Origin of the sequence: Nocardioides potassii, assembly GCF_021648885.1 — a bacterium.
GTDB classification, from domain to species: domain Bacteria; phylum Actinomycetota; class Actinomycetes; order Propionibacteriales; family Nocardioidaceae; genus Nocardioides; species Nocardioides potassii.
Genome location: NZ_JAKJHZ010000006.1, coordinates 249,508 through 265,505, shown reverse-complemented (window position 1 = coordinate 265,505; position 15,998 = coordinate 249,508). Strand labels below are relative to the sequence as shown.

At 72.2% G+C, this 15,998-nt stretch carries 17 protein-coding genes; 12 read left to right on the top strand and 5 right to left on the bottom strand.

Annotation, left to right across the window (positions count from 1 at the left end; genetic code table 11):
- Nucleotides 1-101 precede the first annotated feature (101 nt).
- The 6 genes from L2K70_RS10600 to L2K70_RS10575 all read left to right on the top strand — a co-directional run bounded on the left by L2K70_RS10600 (nt 102) and on the right by L2K70_RS10575 (nt 6,456).
- Nucleotides 102-1,163: an ABC transporter substrate-binding protein gene (locus L2K70_RS10600; RefSeq protein ID WP_236401806.1), complete on the top strand. Its 1,062-nt coding sequence runs from the start codon at nt 102-104 to the stop codon at nt 1,161-1,163.
- Nucleotides 1,160-2,002: an ABC transporter permease gene (locus tag L2K70_RS10595; RefSeq protein WP_236401805.1), complete on the top strand. Its 843-nt coding sequence runs from the start codon at nt 1,160-1,162 to the stop codon at nt 2,000-2,002. The genes L2K70_RS10600 and L2K70_RS10595 overlap by 4 nt, the downstream gene beginning before the upstream one ends.
- Nucleotides 1,978-2,769 (top strand): ABC transporter ATP-binding protein, encoded by a 792-nt coding sequence (locus L2K70_RS10590; protein ID WP_236401804.1) that lies wholly within the window; start codon nt 1,978-1,980, stop codon nt 2,767-2,769. The genes L2K70_RS10595 and L2K70_RS10590 overlap by 25 nt, the downstream gene beginning before the upstream one ends.
- Nucleotides 2,766-4,106, top strand: coding sequence for an LLM class flavin-dependent oxidoreductase (locus L2K70_RS10585; protein WP_236401803.1), 1,341 nt, complete (start codon nt 2,766-2,768; stop codon nt 4,104-4,106). Before L2K70_RS10590 ends, L2K70_RS10585 begins: the two co-directional genes overlap by 4 nt.
- Nucleotides 4,103-5,149: an aldo/keto reductase gene (locus L2K70_RS10580; protein ID WP_236401802.1), complete on the top strand. Its 1,047-nt coding sequence runs from the start codon at nt 4,103-4,105 to the stop codon at nt 5,147-5,149. The genes L2K70_RS10585 and L2K70_RS10580 overlap by 4 nt, the downstream gene beginning before the upstream one ends.
- Before the next feature lie 218 nt (nt 5,150-5,367).
- A complete protein-coding gene (locus L2K70_RS10575) occupies nt 5,368-6,456 on the top strand; it encodes an alkene reductase (protein ID WP_236401801.1) in 1,089 nt (362 codons plus the stop codon).
- A 115-nt stretch (nt 6,457-6,571) separates the two neighbouring features.
- Here the strand turns inward: L2K70_RS10575 and L2K70_RS10570 are convergent, their stop codons facing one another.
- Entirely contained in the window at nt 6,572-7,945 is a 1,374-nt protein-coding gene (locus L2K70_RS10570) for an MFS transporter (RefSeq protein ID WP_236401800.1), read from the bottom strand.
- A gap of 76 nt (nt 7,946-8,021) precedes the next feature.
- Here L2K70_RS10570 and L2K70_RS10565 point away from each other — a divergent pair, with 76 nt between their 5' ends.
- Entirely contained in the window at nt 8,022-9,056 is a 1,035-nt protein-coding gene (locus L2K70_RS10565) for an LLM class flavin-dependent oxidoreductase (RefSeq protein ID WP_236401799.1), read from the top strand.
- On the opposite strand, the gene L2K70_RS10560 is transcribed toward L2K70_RS10565, so the two are convergent.
- Genes L2K70_RS10560 through L2K70_RS10550 form a run of 3 tightly spaced genes read right to left on the bottom strand, consistent with a single transcriptional unit; the run spans nt 9,050 to nt 12,159 of the window.
- On the bottom strand, nt 9,050-9,448 hold the full coding sequence (locus L2K70_RS10560) for a low affinity iron permease family protein (protein ID WP_236401798.1): 399 nt from the start codon (nt 9,446-9,448) through the stop codon (nt 9,050-9,052). The two genes, L2K70_RS10565 and L2K70_RS10560, sit on opposite strands and share 7 nt — an antisense overlap.
- Nucleotides 9,449-9,457: 9 nt before the next feature.
- Nucleotides 9,458-10,141, bottom strand: coding sequence for a response regulator transcription factor (locus tag L2K70_RS10555; protein WP_236401797.1), 684 nt, complete (start codon nt 10,139-10,141; stop codon nt 9,458-9,460).
- Nucleotides 10,138-12,159, bottom strand: a complete 2,022-nt coding sequence (locus tag L2K70_RS10550) for a sensor histidine kinase (RefSeq protein ID WP_236401796.1) — start codon at nt 12,157-12,159, stop codon at nt 10,138-10,140. The genes L2K70_RS10555 and L2K70_RS10550 overlap by 4 nt, the downstream gene beginning before the upstream one ends.
- A gap of 179 nt (nt 12,160-12,338) precedes the next feature.
- On the opposite strand from L2K70_RS10550, the gene L2K70_RS10545 reads away from it, so the two are divergent.
- The 5 genes from L2K70_RS10545 to L2K70_RS10525 all read left to right on the top strand — a co-directional run bounded on the left by L2K70_RS10545 (nt 12,339) and on the right by L2K70_RS10525 (nt 15,381).
- Nucleotides 12,339-12,959, top strand: a complete 621-nt coding sequence (locus tag L2K70_RS10545) for a hypothetical protein (protein ID WP_236401795.1) — start codon at nt 12,339-12,341, stop codon at nt 12,957-12,959.
- A 149-nt stretch (nt 12,960-13,108) separates the two neighbouring features.
- On the top strand, nt 13,109-13,264 hold the full coding sequence (gene sp36 / locus L2K70_RS10540; protein ID WP_236401794.1) for a Sp36 family protein: 156 nt from the start codon (nt 13,109-13,111) through the stop codon (nt 13,262-13,264).
- Nucleotides 13,264-13,719: a RidA family protein gene (locus tag L2K70_RS10535; RefSeq protein ID WP_236401793.1), complete on the top strand. Its 456-nt coding sequence runs from the start codon at nt 13,264-13,266 to the stop codon at nt 13,717-13,719. Before sp36 ends, L2K70_RS10535 begins: the two co-directional genes overlap by 1 nt.
- 4 nt (nt 13,720-13,723) lie before the next feature.
- Nucleotides 13,724-14,599 carry an NUDIX hydrolase gene (locus L2K70_RS10530; protein WP_236401792.1) on the top strand — a complete coding sequence of 292 codons (876 nt, stop codon included), beginning with the start codon at nt 13,724-13,726 and terminating at the stop codon, nt 14,597-14,599.
- Nucleotides 14,596-15,381 carry an MBL fold metallo-hydrolase gene (locus L2K70_RS10525; protein WP_236401791.1) on the top strand — a complete coding sequence of 262 codons (786 nt, stop codon included), beginning with the start codon at nt 14,596-14,598 and terminating at the stop codon, nt 15,379-15,381. The genes L2K70_RS10530 and L2K70_RS10525 overlap by 4 nt, the downstream gene beginning before the upstream one ends.
- Here L2K70_RS10525 and L2K70_RS10520 read toward each other — a convergent pair.
- The gene (locus L2K70_RS10520) at nt 15,378-15,950 is read right to left on the bottom strand and encodes a hypothetical protein (protein WP_236401790.1); all 573 of its coding nucleotides are present in this window, start codon (nt 15,948-15,950) and stop codon (nt 15,378-15,380) included. The genes L2K70_RS10525 and L2K70_RS10520 overlap by 4 nt on opposite strands.
- Nucleotides 15,951-15,998 lie beyond the last annotated feature (48 nt).

Here is a 15,998-nt window from a genome sequence, read left to right as displayed (position 1 = left end):
CCGGTGCCTGCAGGGGTGCAGGCAACACGACGCACCATAAATGCAGTAAGTCAACCAACTTGCACTACTTTAGAACACCCGCGAACGTCCCTAGGAGAACTGTGAAGTCACGACGAGGGCTGAAGAGCCCCCTCATCCGCACCGCCCTGCTGACCGCCGCCGGCCTCATGGCGCTGTCCGCCTGCGGTGGCGACGAGGCCGGACCCAAGCTCGAGCTGACCGCCGCCCTTCCCGACAAGCCCGCCGACGGCACCGTGCTGCGCGTCGGCGACCCGGCGACGCAGGTCGCGCTCGAGACCTCGGGCGCCATCGACGACCTCGACGTCGACATCGAGTGGGCCAACATCACCGGCGGCCCGAAGACGCTCGAGGCCTTCCGCGCCGACGCGATCGACATCGGCTCGGTCGCCGACATCCCGCCGCTCTTCGCGCACTGGACCGGCACCGACGTCCGGATCGTCGCCGCCCGCGAGACGGTCGACCCGGCCGCGCACCCGACCTACGAGCTGGGTGTCGCCCCCGGTGTCGACGTGAAGTCCATCGAGGACCTGAAGGGCAAGAAGATCGCCTACAGCCCCGGACAGGCGCAGGGCGCGCTGGTGCTCAACGTGCTCCGCGAGGCCGGCCTGACCCAGGACGACGTCGAGCTGGTCGAGATGCAGAGCGTCGACGACGCCTTCTCCGTCGCCCTCGCGGGCAAGCAGGTCGACGTCGCGCCGCTCGGCCAGACCCTGGTCAAGACCTACCTCGCGAAGTACGAGCGCGACGGCGCCACCACCATCCCGTCGGGGGTCCGCGACGATGCCTGGACGCTCTACGCCCCGACGAGCGTGCTCGAGGACGCCGACAAGGCCGCCGCGATCAAGGAGTACGTCGCCGCCTGGGCGAAGGCCCAGCTGTGGATCTCCGACCACCCCGACGAGTTCGCCAAGGCCTACTACGAGGACCACGAGGGCCTGACTCCCGAGGACGCGACCTACGTCGTCGACGCGCTCGGCAAGTTCACCGTGCCGACCAACTGGGACGAGTTCATCGCCCGGCACCAGGTCACCGTCGACACGCTCGTGAAGGAGCAGCAGCAGGAGCCCCTCGAGGTCGAGACGCTCTACGACCGTCGCTTCGAGAAGGCCATCGCCGCCGCGCTCGGGGGTGAGTCGTCGTGACCACGCTGACCGCTCCCTACCGTCGCGCGATCTCGTCGGAGACCGAGGACGTCCGCCCGCTGCGCCGCCGCCTCGGCCCCGGCAAGCCGATCCGGTTCGGCAGCCTCATCGGCATCGCCGTACTGCTGCTGGCGTGGATCGTCGGCTCGGCCACGGGCCTGCTCGACGAGCGCAACCTGAGCGCGCCGTGGACCGTCATCGCGACCGGCGAGACGCTCATCGAGAACGGCCGCCTCCAGGAGAGCCTGGTGACCTCGGGCATCCGCGCTGCCCTCGGTCTCGGCCTCGGCGTGGTCGTCGGCCTGGTCCTGGCGCTCGTCTCGGGCCTGTCCCGCATCGGTGAGACGCTCATCGACGGACCGGTGCAGGTGAAGCGCTCCATCCCGACGCTCGCGCTGATCCCGCTGCTTCTCCTGTGGTTCGGGATCGGCGAGCCCTTCAAGATCCTCACGATCGCGCTCGCGGTCTTCGTGCCGATCTACATCCACACCCACAACGGCCTGCGCACGATCGAGGGCAGGTACGCCGAGCTCGCCGAGACCCTCGGCGTCACCCGTGGTGAGTTCATCCGCCACGTGGTGCTGCCCGGTGCGATGCCGGGCTTCCTGCTCGGCCTGCGCTTCGCGGTGACGTCGTCGCTGCTCGCGCTGGTCGTCGTCGAGGTCATCAACGCCACGAGCGGGATCGGCCACATGATCACGCTCGCGTCCAACTACGGGCAGACCGACGTCATCGTCGTCGGCCTGGTCGTCTACGCACTGCTCGGCGTCACCGCCGACGCAGTGGTCCGGCTCATCGAGAGGAAGGCCTTGTCATGGCGTCGCACGCTGGCCAGCTGAACACCCACCCGTCCGACCGGAGGGACGCGGCGGTGAAGGTGACGGACCTGCACCGCAGCTTCAACGAGGCGGGCGGCGTCCTCAACGGTCTCGACCTCGAGATCGCGCCCGGCGAGTTCGTGGCCCTGCTGGGCCGCAGCGGCTCGGGCAAGAGCACGCTGCTCCGCTCGCTCGCCGGCCTCGACCGGGGTGTCGCCGGCACCGGCCGGATCGAGGTGCCCGAGAAGGTCTCCGTGGTCTTCCAGGACTCGCGGCTGCTGCCGTGGAAGCGGATCCTCGACAACGTCGTCCTCGGCCTCCGGGCCGGCGACGCCGAGGAGCGCGGACGCCAGGCGCTCGCCGAGGTCGGCCTCGCCGGACGCGAGAAGGCGTGGCCACACGAGCTGTCCGGAGGCGAGCAGCAGCGTGCCGCGCTGGCGCGCTCGCTCGTCCGGGACCCCGAGCTGCTGCTCGCCGACGAGCCGTTCGGTGCACTCGACGCGCTCACCCGGATCCGGATGCACACGTTGCTGCGCAAGCTCTGCGAGGTGCACGAGCCCGCCGTCCTCCTCGTCACCCACGACGTCGACGAGGCCATCGTGCTCGCCGACCGGGTGATCGTCCTCGACGGCGGCGTGGTCCGCCACGACGCGCGCGTCGAGATCGACGGCCGTCGCTCGCAGGCCGACCCGGTCTTCGCGCGGCTGCGCTCGCAGCTGCTCAACGAGCTCGGGGTCGAGGACGACCACGACTCGGCTCCCCGCCACGTCGCGAGGGCGGCCTCATGAGCCGGTCCCTCCACCTCAACCTCTTCATCTACCCCGACGGCCACCACGAGGCGGCCTGGCGGCGACCCGAGTCGCAGCCCGAGCGGATCACCGACATCTCCTACTACCAGGAGCTGGCGCAGCGCGCGGAGGACGCCACGTTCGACGCCGTCTTCTTCGCCGACGGGCCGGCGCTGGCGGACAACATCGCGTACGCCGCCCGCGCCGGGCTCGAGCCGATCACCAAGATGACCGCCATCGCGGCGGCCACCGAGCGGATCGGCGTCATCGGCACGTCGTCGACGACCTACAACGAGCCCTACAACCTGGCCCGTCAGTTCGCCTCGCTCGACCACCTGAGCAACGGCCGGGTCGGGTGGAACATCGTCACCACCTCGTCGGCGGCCGCGGCCCACAACTTCGGCCTCGACGCGCACCCGGTGCACGCCCAGCGCTACGAGCGGGCCGAGGAGTTCCTCGACGTCGTCACCCGGCTGTGGGACAGCTGGGAGGACGACGCCGTCGTCGCCGACCGCCGCAGCGGTGTCTACGCCGACACGGACAAGATCCACCGCGTCGACCACGAGGGCGAGCACTTCCGGGTGCGCGGCCCGCTCAACGTCCCGCGCTCGCCGCAGGGTCGGCCTGTCTACGTGCAGGCCGGATCGTCGCCCGACGGTCGCGCTTTCGCCGCCCGCTGGGCCGAGGCCATCTTCACCGCGCACCAGACGCTGGAGAACGCCCAGGAGTTCTACTCCGACATCAAGGCCCGCGCCCGCGCGGCCGGTCGCGACCCCGGCCAGCTCAAGGTGCTCCCCGGGATCAGCCCGTTCATCGGCTCGACGTCGGCTGAGGCGCGGGCGCTCGAGGAGGAGTTCAACGACCTCACGCAGCCGGCGTACTCCCTCAGGCAGCTGAGCAACCTCGTCGGCGTCGACCTGTCGTCGTACGACCTCGACGGGCCGTTCCCGACCGAGGTCGTGGCGCCCGTGGGTGACCGCGCGTTCCACAGCCGCTCGCAGCTCGTCCTCGACATCGTCGCGCGCGAGAACCCCACGATCCGCCAGCTCTGCCACCGGCTCGCGGGTGCCCGCGGGCACCGGGTCGTGGCCGGTACGCCGGTCGAGGTCGCGGACACGATCCAGAAGTGGGCCGAGCAGGGGGCCGCCGACGGCTTCAACGTGATGCCGCCGTGGCTGCCGGGCGGGATCGACGTCTTCATCGAGGAGGTCGTGCCGATCCTGCGCGAGCGCGGATTGTTCCGCACGGAGTACACAGGAAGCACGCTCCGCGACCACCTCGGGCTGTCGCGACCCGCCAGCCAGTACGCACCCACCATCCGGGAGAAGACCGCATGACCTTCGAGCACTACCGTCCGTTCGGCCGCACCGGCGTCCAGGTCAGCCCGCTGACCCTCGGCGCGATGATGTTCGGCGCGTGGGGCAACCCCGACCACGACGAGTCGATCGCGATCATTCACCGCGCGCTCGACGCCGGGATCAACGTCATCGACACCGCCGACGTCTACGCGCGCGGCGAGTCCGAGGAGATCGTCGGCAAGGCGCTCCAGGCCCGCGCGGGCAGCCGCGACGACGTCTTCCTCGCCACCAAGTTCCACGGCAACATGCACGACGAGGACCCCAACCAGGCCGGCAACTCGCGTCGCTGGATCATCCGCGAGGTCGAGCACTCGTTGCGTCGGCTGCAGGTCGACCACATCGACCTCTACCAGGTGCACCGCCCCCGCCCCGAGGTCGACATCGACGAGACCCTCGGCGCGCTGACCGACCTGGTCCGGCAGGGCAAGATCCGCTACTTCGGCACGTCGACCTTCCTGCCCTCGCAGGTCGTCGAGGCGCAGTGGGTGGCGGAGAAGCGCGGCCGCGAGCGACCGGTCAGCGAGCAGCCGCCGTACTCCATCCTCGCCCGCGAGGTGGAGCGCGACATCCTGCCGACGGCGCAGAGGTACGGCCTCGGCGTGCTGCCGTGGAGCCCGCTGGCCGGCGGGTGGCTGTCCGGTCGCTACCGGCGCGGCGAGGACCCGTCGGTGACGTCGAGCCGCCTCGAGCGGCAGCCGGCGCGGCACGACCCGACCTCGCCGGAGAACAAGGTCAAGCTCGAGGCGGTGTACCAGCTGCAGGAGCTCGCCGACGAGGCCGGCCTGTCGCTGATCCACCTCGCGCTCGGCTTCGTGCTCGCCCACCCGGGGGTGTCGTCGGCCATCATCGGCCCCCGCACGCTGGAGCAGCTCGAGTCCCAGCTCGGCGTCGAGAAGGTCGTCCTGACGCCCGACGTGCTCGACCGGATCGACGAGATCGTCCCTCCGGGCACCACGCTCAACGAGGCAGACCGGGGTTACGCACCGCCGGCGCTCGTCGAGGCGGCGCTCCGGCGCCGCTAGGGGCAGCGGTGGGAGTCACCGGATGTCCGGTGACTCCCACGGTTGTCAGCCGAGATCTCAGCCGACAACCGTAGGACTGGGGTGCGAAGTGCCTCGCCCGGACGGGTGAGCGCCGGCTGTGAGGCATCTCTCGAAGGGCCCGATCCGGGAACATGGTGGGGTCCCGGGCCGCTGAGGAAGTCGTACAGACGTCAACTTCCTCAGGAGGCCCCCACCTCATGTCCCGTGCATTCGAGCCCCTCACCGTCGGCCGCTGGCAGCTCCCGCAGCGCTTCGTGATGGCGCCGCTGACGCGCAACCGCGCCGGCGCCGGTCACGCCCCGACCACCCTGAACGCCGAGTACTACGGCCAGCGCGCCTCCGCCGGCCTGATCGTCACCGAGGGCATCGCCCCGAGCCAGGTCGGGCAGGGCTACCTCAACGTCCCCGGCCTCTACACCGACGAGCAGGTCGCCGGCTGGCGTCTCGTGGCCGACGCCGTGCACGCCCGTGACGGTGTGATCGTCGCCCAGCTCATGCACGCCGGTCGCATCGCGCACGCCGACAACAAGGACGGCGCCGAGACCGTCGCCCCCAGCGCCGTGCAGGCGCCGGGCGAGATGGTCACCGCCGACGGCAACAAGCCCCACGACGTACCGCGCTCGCCCGCGGCGGACGAGGTCGCCGGTCTCGTGGCGGACTTCGTGACCGCCGCGCGCAACGCGGTGGCCGCAGGCCTCGACGGCGTCGAGGTGCACGCCGCCAACGGCTACCTCCTGCACCAGTTCCTCGACCCGACGGTCAACCAGCGCGACGACCTCTACGGCGGTACGCCGGAGAACCGCGCGCGCTTCGTCATCGAGGTCGTCACCGCGGTCGCGGAGGCGATCGGCGCGGAGCGTGTCGGCCTGCGGCTCAGCCCCGGCCACCAGTTCAACGGGATCGGCGAGGAGATCGGGTCCGACCTGACCGCGACCTACCGCGCCGTCGTCGACGGCGTCCAGCCGCTCGGCCTGGCCTACCTGAGCCTGCTCGCCAGCCCGCTCGAGCCCCTCGAGACGCTGGTGCGCGACCTGCGCGAGCGCTTCGACGGCGTCGTGCTCCTCAACGACGGCTTCGGCGACGTGACCACCCTCGACTCGGTCGAGGAGCTCCTCGCCACCGGCCTTGCGGACGCCGTCGTCGTGGGTCGTCAGTTCCTTGCGAACCCGGACCTCGTCGACCGGTGGCGGCTGGGCACCGAGCTCAACGAGCCCGACCAGGCCACGTTCTACGGCGGCGGGGCCGAGGGCTACACCGACTACCCGACGCTCGACCAGGCCTCCTGAGCGAGTCCTCCCAGATCGTCCGGCCGGCCCTCTCCCCCGGGGGCCGGCCGGACCCGTCTCGGTACCTGGGGACGTTCTGGTAGGTCGACGAGGTGGTTCTCCGACCATTTCGTCCCTAGATAGCGGGTGCCCTCGTCCGGGAGGCCGCGACGACGCCGACCACGGCCGAGCCCGCGGCGAAGAGGAAGACCGTGAGGAACGGGTCGACGCTTCCGCGCTCGGCTGCGGCGAACGCCGAGCCCGCGATGGACAGTGCGAGCGCTGCGCCGAGGGAGTCGGCGACCGTGAGGGCCGAGGAGTTGAAGCCGCGGTCCCGGTCGGTCGACACCTCGAGCATCGCCACCCCGGTCCGCGGGTAGGCGAAGCCCATGCCCGCCCCCGCGAGGACGTACGACGCCGCCGGGAGCACGGCGGACGGCCCATCTCCCCCATCGTGGAGCAGCACCGAGGTCGCGAGGGCGGTGAGCCCGGTCAGCACGACGCAGGTGCCGATCACCATCGCCCGCGTGTGCGAGACGCGGCTGCCGAGCCGCGACTGCACCTGGCTCGCGGTCGCCCACACCAGGCCGACGCAGGTGAGCGCGATGCCGGCCCGGCCCGGGCTCAGCGACCAGTGGTCCTGGAGGACGTAGACGATGTAGGCCTCCGCGCAGAAGAACGTCGCCGACAGCAGGCCGCGGGTCGCGATCACCGACGGCAGTCCGCGACGCAGGGTGCGGGTGCCGGCGGGCAGCATCCGGCCGAGGGCGAACCACACGGCCACCAGCGCGGCCACTGCCCCGAGGGCCGTCACGCCGACGGCCGAGCCCAGCAGCTCGAGCACCAGTGCCGCCGCGGCCCCGAGGACCGCCCACCAGAGTCGTGAGGCCGGGGTGGTGACGCCCTCGGCGTGCGGCTCGAGGCCTCGTAGGGCGGGAGCGAGCAGGGCGAGCGCGATGGCGACGAAGGCGACCGTGCCGAGGAAGACCCAGCGCCAGCTCCACACGTCCGCGACCAGGGCGGCCACGCCGGGACCGAAGAGCGACGGCAGCACCCACGCCGCGGCGAACGATGCGAAGACCGCCGGCCGGAGGTGGGCCGGGAAGCAGAGCCCGACCATGACGTACAGCCCGACGGTCAGCGCCCCGCCGCCGAGACCCTGCAGCACCCGGCCGACCAGCAGCACCTCCATGTCGGGCGCGAGGCCGCACACGAGGAGGCCGAGCGAGAAGAGCGCCATCGACGCGAGCAGCGGCACGACGGGACCGGTGCGGTCGCTCCACATCCCGGCGGCGACCATGCCGACCACGCCGCTCGCCAATGGTGCCGCGAACGCCAGCGCGAACAGGTCGAGCCCGTCGAGGTCGCGGGCCACCGTCGGCATCACGGTCGCCACGGCCATCGCCTCGAAGGCGACGAAGGCGATCAGCCCGAACATCGCGATCGTGGTCGCGGCGTAGGCAGGGGACAGGATGCCGTCGCGCTGCGCGGTGTCGGCGTCGGTGCTCACTGGCCCGACGGTAGGACCTCAGGTGCACGTGAGGTCAATCCGGAATACGACGAGTCCCGCGGGCGCTGCACCGACAGTGACTGCCCTCTCCGTGCTCGACCTCGTGACCGTCCGCAGCGACCAGACCACCGGTGACGCGCTCGCCGCCTCCCGGGGCCTCGCGCAGGTCGCCGACCAGCTGGGCTACCGCCGCTACTGGGTCGCCGAGCACCACAACATGCCGGCCGTCGCCTCGACCAACCCGCCCGTCATCATCGCGATGCTCGCCGCGGCGACGGAGCGCATCAAGGTCGGATCCGGCGGCGTGATGCTGCCCAACCACGCGCCGCTGGTGGTCGCGGAGCAGTTCGCCCTGCTGGAGGCGGCCTTCCCGGGTCGCATCGACCTCGGCATCGGCCGCGCGCCCGGCACGGACCCGCTCACGAGGTACGTCCTCCGCGGCGGCAGCGCCGAGTCCGCGGACGACGCGGTCGCGAAGTTCCCGGAGTACGTCGAGGACATCCGCACCCTGATGTCGACCGACGGCGTCGAGCTGCAGATCGGCCCGCGCCGCCAGCCGCTGCGCGCGACGCCGGCCGCCCGCACGATCGCGGACATCTGGCTGTTGGGCTCGTCCGACTACTCCGCGCGGCTCGCCGCCGAGAAGGGCCTGCCGTACGTGTTCGCGCACCATTTCTCCGGCGACGGGACCGGCGTGGCGCTCGACCTCTACCGGTCGTCGTACCGTCCCTCGCCCGAGTACCCGGAGCCGCGCACCTTTCTCACCGTCAACGCCGTCGTGGCCGAGACCGAGGAGGAGGCGCGCCGTCGCGCGCTGCCCAACGTGCAGCAGATGATCGCGCTGCGCACCGGCGCGCCGCTCCACCCGCAGCGGACGGTCGAGGAGGCCGAGGCCGTCGAGATGACAGCCGACCAGCGGGCGTTCGGCGAGGCGATGGCCACGCGGTGGATCGTCGGATCGGCCGACCAGGCCCGCGCCCAGCTCGAGGAGCTCGCGACGACGTACGGCGTCGACGAGGTGATGGTTCACCCGGTGGCCGGCGCATCTGCCGGCACGGACGCGACCACCTCACCCGCGCGCGAGGAGACCCTGCGCCTCCTGGCTCAGTGACGCTCCTCGAGCCCGACGGCCTCGCGGAGGTTCTCTGCGGCCTCCCGGAGCTCGGGGTCGTCCGCCGCACGTGAGTCCATGAGTGCGGCGAGGGCCTCGGCGATCACGTTGAGCTTCTCCTGCATCGACTCGGTGTTGCGCCGGCCGGCGTTCTCGAGGAGCACCAGCAGCAGCAGGGACAGCACGCCGCCGAAGGTGTGAATCGCCAGCTCCCACTTGGTGGTGCTCTTCCAGAGCGGGTAGCTTGCCGCCCAGATGACGACGACCGCGACCACGACCGCGAAGAACGGCGCCCGGCTGATCAGCTTGGTCGAGATCTCGACGAACCGCTCGAAGGGGTCGAGCCCCTTCTTGTTCTCACGGCTCTCGGCCGCCTCCGTGCGTTGCTCCATTGCCGGAACCTAGTGGGTGGACGACCCGCCGTCGCCATCCTCACGGCCCAGTCCCGCATCGCGGGCGCGGATGATCACGTCGGCCCGGTCGGTCGCCTGCAGCTTGGCGAGGATGCTGGTGATGTTGTTGCGGATCGTCTTGGGCGACAGGAAGAGCGTCTGGGCGATCTGCGCGTTGTTGCGACCGGCCGCGATGAGGTCGAGGACCTCGGTCTCGCGCTCGGTGAGCTCGGGGAAGGGCCGGTCGGGCCGCGTCGGCGGAGCGAGCACCTCGGAGATCCGCGCGGCCAGGGAGGCGCCGAAGACGACGCCGCCGGCGTGGACCGTCGACACCGCGCGGACGATCTCGTCCTGCTCGGCGCCCTTGCGGAGGTAGCCGCGGGCGCCGGCCCGCAGCGCGGACAGGACGGTGCCGTCGTCCTCTCCCATCGTGAGCACGAGCACGCCCGTCGCGGGGTGTGCGGTGACCACGGCCCGCGTGGCGTCGATGCCGTTCATCACCGGCATCTGCACGTCCATGATCACCACGTCGGGCCGGTGCTCCTCGACCATCGCCACGGCCTCGGCACCGTCGGACGCGCGTGCCACGACGTCGATCCCCGGCAGCGGGTCGAGCAGCGAGGCCAGGCCGTCGCGGAAGACCGGATGGTCGTCGGCGATCAGCAGGCGGATCGGCTCAGCAGGGGTGGTCATCGCGGCATCCTCTCTCCGTACGGCAGCACGGCGCGCACCGTCGTACCACCCTCGTCCGGGCAGACCACCTCGCAGCGCCCGCCGAGCTCCTCGGCGCGCTCGCGCAGCGACAGCAGGCCGACGCCGGCTGTGACGTCGGGGCCGATGCCGCGGCCGTCGTCGGCGACGGTGACGGTGAGGGCGGTGGGTCCGGCGTCGAGGCGTACGTCGACCCGGCCGGCGCCGGCGTGCTTGACCACGTTGGCGAGCGACTCGGACACGATGCGGTAGGCCGCCACCTCGACAGCGGCCGGCAACCCGGCGGTGCCGGCGGTCTCGACCGTGACGTCGAGCTCGGAGCGCACGCGGTCGGCCTGCTGGCGCACGGCGGCCTCGAGGCCGAGGTCGTCGAGGGCGGGCGGCCGCAGGTCGTGCACGAGGCGTCGTACGTCGTCGAGGGCGTCGCTGACCTCGGTCCGGGCCAGCCCGACGAGGTCGCGGGCGCGGTCGGGGTCGGACTCGATGGCGTTGCCGGCGGCCTGCAGCCGCAGCGCGACGCCGCCGAGGACCGGCCCGAGACCGTCGTGGAGGTCGCGGCGGATCCGGCGACGGTCGTCCTCGCGGCCGAGCACGAGCCGCTCGCGACTCTCCTGGAGCTCGGTGGCGAGCAGCCGGGCGCGGATAGCGACGGCGGCCTGCCGGACGAGGTCGACGAGGAGGCCCTGGTCGCGGCGGGACAGCAGCGAGCGGTAGCCCTGCACGGGAAGCACGAGCCGGCCGACCTGCTCGCCCTGGTAGGCGATGTCGATCTCCTGCACCTCCGCGGGCGCACGGCCGTGGGTGGCCGAGAGGATGCCGCCGTCGGGCGCGACGACCTCGACCCGCACGTGGCCGACCTTGAAGGTGTCCGCGACCGCGGAGGCGAGCGCGGGGAGCTGCTCGTCCACGGTGCCGGTGGTCTCGAGCCGGGCCGCGAGCGAGGACACGGCGCCGTACCGGTCGCCGCGCCGGCCCAGCAGCAGCCGGCGGACGAGCCCGCCGAGCCAGCCGCGCAGCGGGCCGTAGACCACGACGGCGAGCACCAGCACCAGCACGGTGACGTCGCGCTCGTCGAGGCGCTCGCCCAGCAGGGAGGTCCCGGCGGCGAGCACGGCGAGGTCGATCGCGACGACGATGGCCGCGACGACTGCGGTGGTGAGCGTCCACGCCACCAGGGCGTCGACGTCGCCGAGACCCGGGCGGACCAGGCCGATCGCGATCGACACCGACAGGGCCGCCACCGCGAGGTCCAGGAAGATCGTGGTGACCAGCCCGCCCACCGACAGCGTCGCGGCCGCCAGGACCATCAGCACGCACATGATCCCGGCCCACAGCAGCCACCGCAGCTGCATCCGCTCGTGCGCGGCGGCGCGCCGGTGGCGCACCCACACCAGGACGACCGCGACGAGGATCGAGCCGATGGTGGCGACCTGTGCGACCCGCAGCATCGCCTGCGCGGTCGCGTCGCTCACCGGGAGCGTGACGATGTCGGTCGACCCGACCGGCTCGCCGTGGGTGAACAGCACGCTGTCGGGCGCGAGGAGCAGGCCCACGGGCAGGGCGACGCAGGCGATGAGGGCGGCGTACGCCACCGGGCGGGCGCGCCCGCCGACCAGGCGACCTGTCGGGTAGAGCAGGAGCAGCGCGACCAGGCCGGAGAGCAGGAAGGCGCCGAAGCGGGCGACGAACCAGTACGAGGCGTCCGTGCTCGGCAGGTCGTGGGCGAGGGCGTAGGGGATCCAGCCGTAGAGCGCGCCGTCGACGGTCCACACGAGTGCGACCACCCCCATGAGCAGCCCGACGGTGTCGCCCGGGCGGTGCCACAGCACGGCGATCGCTGCCGCGGCGAGGAGCAGTCCCGGCAGGACGGTGGCGGCGGCGGGGTCCGTGCCGGCCGCGGCGCGCTGGGCGCCGGTGGTGGCGAGGTCGAGCCAGATCGATGCGGCCATCGCGACGAGCGACACGACGGCGACGCCGACGGGCTCGAGTACTCTGCGCACGCGAGAAGTATCACCGCGCGCGCGTCCCGTCGTCGCGGGACCGAGGTCCCTCCCTGACGGGACCAGTCGAGGGGACCGAGGTCGGGACGCCGCTCCCTGTGGGCCGGGGCAGCGGGACGGCCAACCTTCCGGTGTGCCGCAGACAGCGGCTCCACACCACTCCAGACAGGACAGGTCCGTTGACCATCTCGCACTCTCCCGCTCCCGCTCGCTCCGACGTCGCGAAGACCGCGCCGACCGGCTCGAGCCCCCGTCACCCGTACGCCGTCCACGGTCGGGTCCTCACCGCCGGCGCCCTCGCGTGGTCGGCCTCCATGGCGCTCTACGGCCTGAACCCTGAGTCCGACCTCGGTCTCGCGGTGCAGGGCGTCGGCGCCCTGCTCTTCCAGGTCGGCCTGCTCTTCCTGCTCCGCACCCTCTGGCGCACCCGCGCGCTGGGTGAGGGCAAGGTCGCCCGGGGCGTGCTGCGCTTCGAGGCGTTCCTCGTCAGCATGGCGATGGCGTCGACCTTCGTCGACGCGATCCGGGTCTCCGACTTGGACCAGGTCGGCTGGGCCATCCTGGACGCCTTCTGGCCGTTCTCGATGCTCGGGATGTTCTTCATCGGCATCCGCATCGCGATCGCCGGCCGCTGGAAGGGCACCTCACGCTTCTGGCCGATGGTCGCCGAGAGCTGGGCGGTCGTCACCATCCCGGCGCTGGGCATCTTCGGCGAGACGGTCGGCAACGCCGTCGCCTGCCTGCACCTCGTGGTCGGCTACGCCGTCCTCGGCGTGCTCGTGAGCCGCAAGACCGACTGATCGGCTCGACACCTCTTCCCCGGTGGTTGAGGTGCGAGGAGCTCCAGCGACGAGCCTCGAAACCACGGATCCGCGTGGTTTCGAGGCTCGCTCCGCTCGCACCTCAACCGCCGATGGACGGCCGAACCACCCCGAGTAGGGTGCGATCCATGACCCAGTGGGAGTACCAGGTGGCGCCGATTCCGCTCCACAACGAAGCGCTCATGCTCAACAACTTCGGCCAGGACGGCTGGGAGCTGGTGGCCATCCACACCAACGCCCAGGGCGGTCTGGTCGCCTTCCTCAAGAAGCCGAAGGCGTCCTGATGGGTGCCGAGGCCAGGCTCGCCGAGCTGGGCATCACCGTCCCCGAGGTCGTCCCGCCGGTCGCGGCCTACCAGCCCACCGCTCGCGCCGGGAACCTCGTCTTCACCGCCGGCCAGCTGCCCGCGCGCGACGGCGAGATGCTCGCCGTCGGCAAGGTGGGCGCCGAGGTCACCGAGGAGCAGGGCTACGAGTGCGCGCGCCAGTGCGCCCTCAACGCGCTCGCCGCGGTCAAGGCCGAGATCGGCTCGCTCGACGACGTGAAGCGGGTGGTGAAGGTCGTCGTCTTCGTCGCGTCGGCACCCGACTTCACCGGCCAGCCCAAGGTCGCCAACGGCGCCTCCGAGCTGCTCGGCGAGGTGTTCGGCGACGCCGGTAAGCACGCGCGCTCCGCCGTCGGCGTCTCGGTGCTCCCGCTCGACGTCCCCGTCGAGGTCGAGATCATCGTCGAGGTCTGAGCAGGTGGAGCGGCTGCCCCTCCCGGAGGCGCTCGTCGCCCAGGCCAGGTCGTACGCCGAGGGCTCGGCGACGCCCGCCGAGCCGCGGGACGCCGCGACGGTGGTCCTCATGCGCCCCGGGTCACGGGGTCCCGAGGTCTACCTCCTGCGCCGCCAGACGTCGATGGCCTTCGCCGGCGGCATGTGCGTGTTCCCGGGAGGCGGTGTCGACCCGCGCGACTACGCCGAGGAGGGCGGCGCCGACGAGCTCGTCGAGCGCGGTCTCTGGGCCGGTCCGTCGCCGACCGAGTGGGCGGCGAGGCTCGGCGTCGACGAGCCGAAGGCGCGCGCCCTGGTCTGCGCCGCCGTACGCGAGACCTTCGAGGAGTCGGGCGTCCTGCTCGCGGGCGCCGATGCCGACGAGGTCGTCGCCGACACGACCGGCGACGACTGGGAAGCGGACCGGGTCGCCCTCGAGTCGCGCGAGCTGTCGATGACGGCGTTCCTCGAGAAGCGCGCGCTCGTGCTCCGCACCGACCTCCTCGGGCCGTGGTCGGGCTGGCTCACCCCGGTCTTCGAGCCGCGCCGCTACCGCACGTGGTTCTTCGTCGCCCGGCTGCCCGAGGGCCAGGTCACCCGCGACGTGTCGACGGAGTCGTCGGCCGTGCAGTGGACCGCGGCCCTCGACGCCGTCGAGCAGGTAGAGCAGGACCGGCTGACGATGATGCCCCCGACCTGGCTGACCTGCCTCGACGTCGGCCAGCACGCCGACGTCGACGCCGTGCTGCGCGAGTCGCGCGACCGGACCGTCGAGATGTTCACCCCCGAGGTCGTGCCCGACGGTGACGGGTTCATCCTCTCGACGCCGCCGCGCTACAGCGCACTGATGGCAGCACGATGACCTGGGCAGGGGGCTCCTTCGGCACGACCGGCCAGTGCGTGCTGGCGCCGAACGCCAGCATCATGACCCTCGACGGCACGAACACCTGGGTGCTCCGCGACCCCGACTCGTCGCGGTCGGTCGTCGTCGATCCGGGCCCCCCGATCGCCTCCCACCTCGACGCCATCGACGCGGCCGCGGGCGACGTCGCCACGGTCCTGCTGACCCATCACCATGCCGACCACAGCGAGGCGGCCCGGGAGTACGCCGAGCGGCACGGGTGCGGCGTACGTGCCCTGGACCCGGCACACCGCCTCGGGTCCGAGGGCCTCGGCGAGGGTGACGTCGTGTCGGTCGGCGGGCTCGAGGTGCACGTCGTCGCGACGCCCGGCCACACCGCCGACTCGCTGTCCTTCGTCGTCCCGCAGGACCGTGCGGTGCTGACCGGCGACACCGTCCTGGGCCGCGGCACGACCGTGGTCGCGCACCCCGACGGCGAGCTCGGGGCCTACCTGTCGTCCCTCCAGCGGCTGCACGCGCTGTGCGGCGAGCAGGGCATCACGACCGTCTGGCCCGGCCACGGCCCGGTGATCGAGGACGCGCTCGGCGCGATCGACTTCTACCTCGCGCACCGCGAGCAGCGGCTCGACCAGGTACGTGCCGCGCTCGCCACCCTGCCGCCGAGCGACGACCCGGCCCGCGCCGTCGTGGAGGTCGTGTACGCCGACGTCGACCCGGTGCTGTGGGGTGCGGCGGAGCTCTCGGTCCGCGCCCAGCTGGCGTACCTCGCGGACGAACGCTAGGCGCGGCGGGCCCAGAGCAGGCTGCCGAACGCGATCACCAGCGCCACGTTGACCGGTACGGCGACCGCGGCGATGTTGCCGATGTGCGCGACCGGCCACGCCACGATGGCCACGAGCACCAACACCGCCTGCCACCGGTGACCGAGGCGCGCCAGTGCCCACGCGACGAGGGCGAACGACAGCGGGAAGAAGAGGCCCAGCGGCTTGATCAGGTTGGCCGCGCCGGGCTGGTCGACGAGCGAGACGTCCCCGAGCGACAGGTGGATGGCGTCGAAGCCGTAGGCGACGTTGCCGCACATCCCGATGACCCCGCTCAGGAGGATCGCGGCGGCGAGCCGGGACGTGCGGGGCAGCCATGACGCGATGGCCAGGACGACGAAGCCGTACGCCGTCGCGCCCAGGACGTGCAGCACCCCGGCGGTGGCGTCGTCCCAGCCGCGGACGGCGTACGTCGTGTCGGCGGCGAGGTAGAGAAGGGGTGCGACGGCGAGGGAGCTCGTGAGCAGCCGGTCGGTCGGGGTGGGTGCGGACTGTGTCGTGGCGCCGGTCTCGGCGAAGAGGATGGTCATGGCTCCACGCTCGGTCCCGGACCGGCCGCCGGGGTACGGGGCTGACCC

Coding starts and splice junctions, on each gene's coding strand:
- L2K70_RS10590 (WP_236401804.1), top strand. CDS start 1,978: ATGGCGTCGCACGCTGGCCAGCTGAACACCCACCCGTCCGACCGGAGG.
- L2K70_RS10585 (WP_236401803.1), top strand. CDS start 2,766: ATGAGCCGGTCCCTCCACCTCAACCTCTTCATCTACCCCGACGGCCAC.
- L2K70_RS10580 (WP_236401802.1), top strand. CDS start 4,103: ATGACCTTCGAGCACTACCGTCCGTTCGGCCGCACCGGCGTCCAGGTC.
- L2K70_RS10575 (WP_236401801.1), top strand. CDS start 5,368: ATGTCCCGTGCATTCGAGCCCCTCACCGTCGGCCGCTGGCAGCTCCCG.
- L2K70_RS10560 (WP_236401798.1), bottom strand. CDS start 9,448: ATGGAGCAACGCACGGAGGCGGCCGAGAGCCGTGAGAACAAGAAGGGG.
- L2K70_RS10555 (WP_236401797.1), bottom strand. CDS start 10,141: ATGACCACCCCTGCTGAGCCGATCCGCCTGCTGATCGCCGACGACCAT.
- sp36 (WP_236401794.1), top strand. CDS start 13,109: ATGACCCAGTGGGAGTACCAGGTGGCGCCGATTCCGCTCCACAACGAA.
- L2K70_RS10535 (WP_236401793.1), top strand. CDS start 13,264: ATGGGTGCCGAGGCCAGGCTCGCCGAGCTGGGCATCACCGTCCCCGAG.
- L2K70_RS10525 (WP_236401791.1), top strand. CDS start 14,596: ATGACCTGGGCAGGGGGCTCCTTCGGCACGACCGGCCAGTGCGTGCTG.
- L2K70_RS10520 (WP_236401790.1), bottom strand. CDS start 15,950: ATGACCATCCTCTTCGCCGAGACCGGCGCCACGACACAGTCCGCACCC.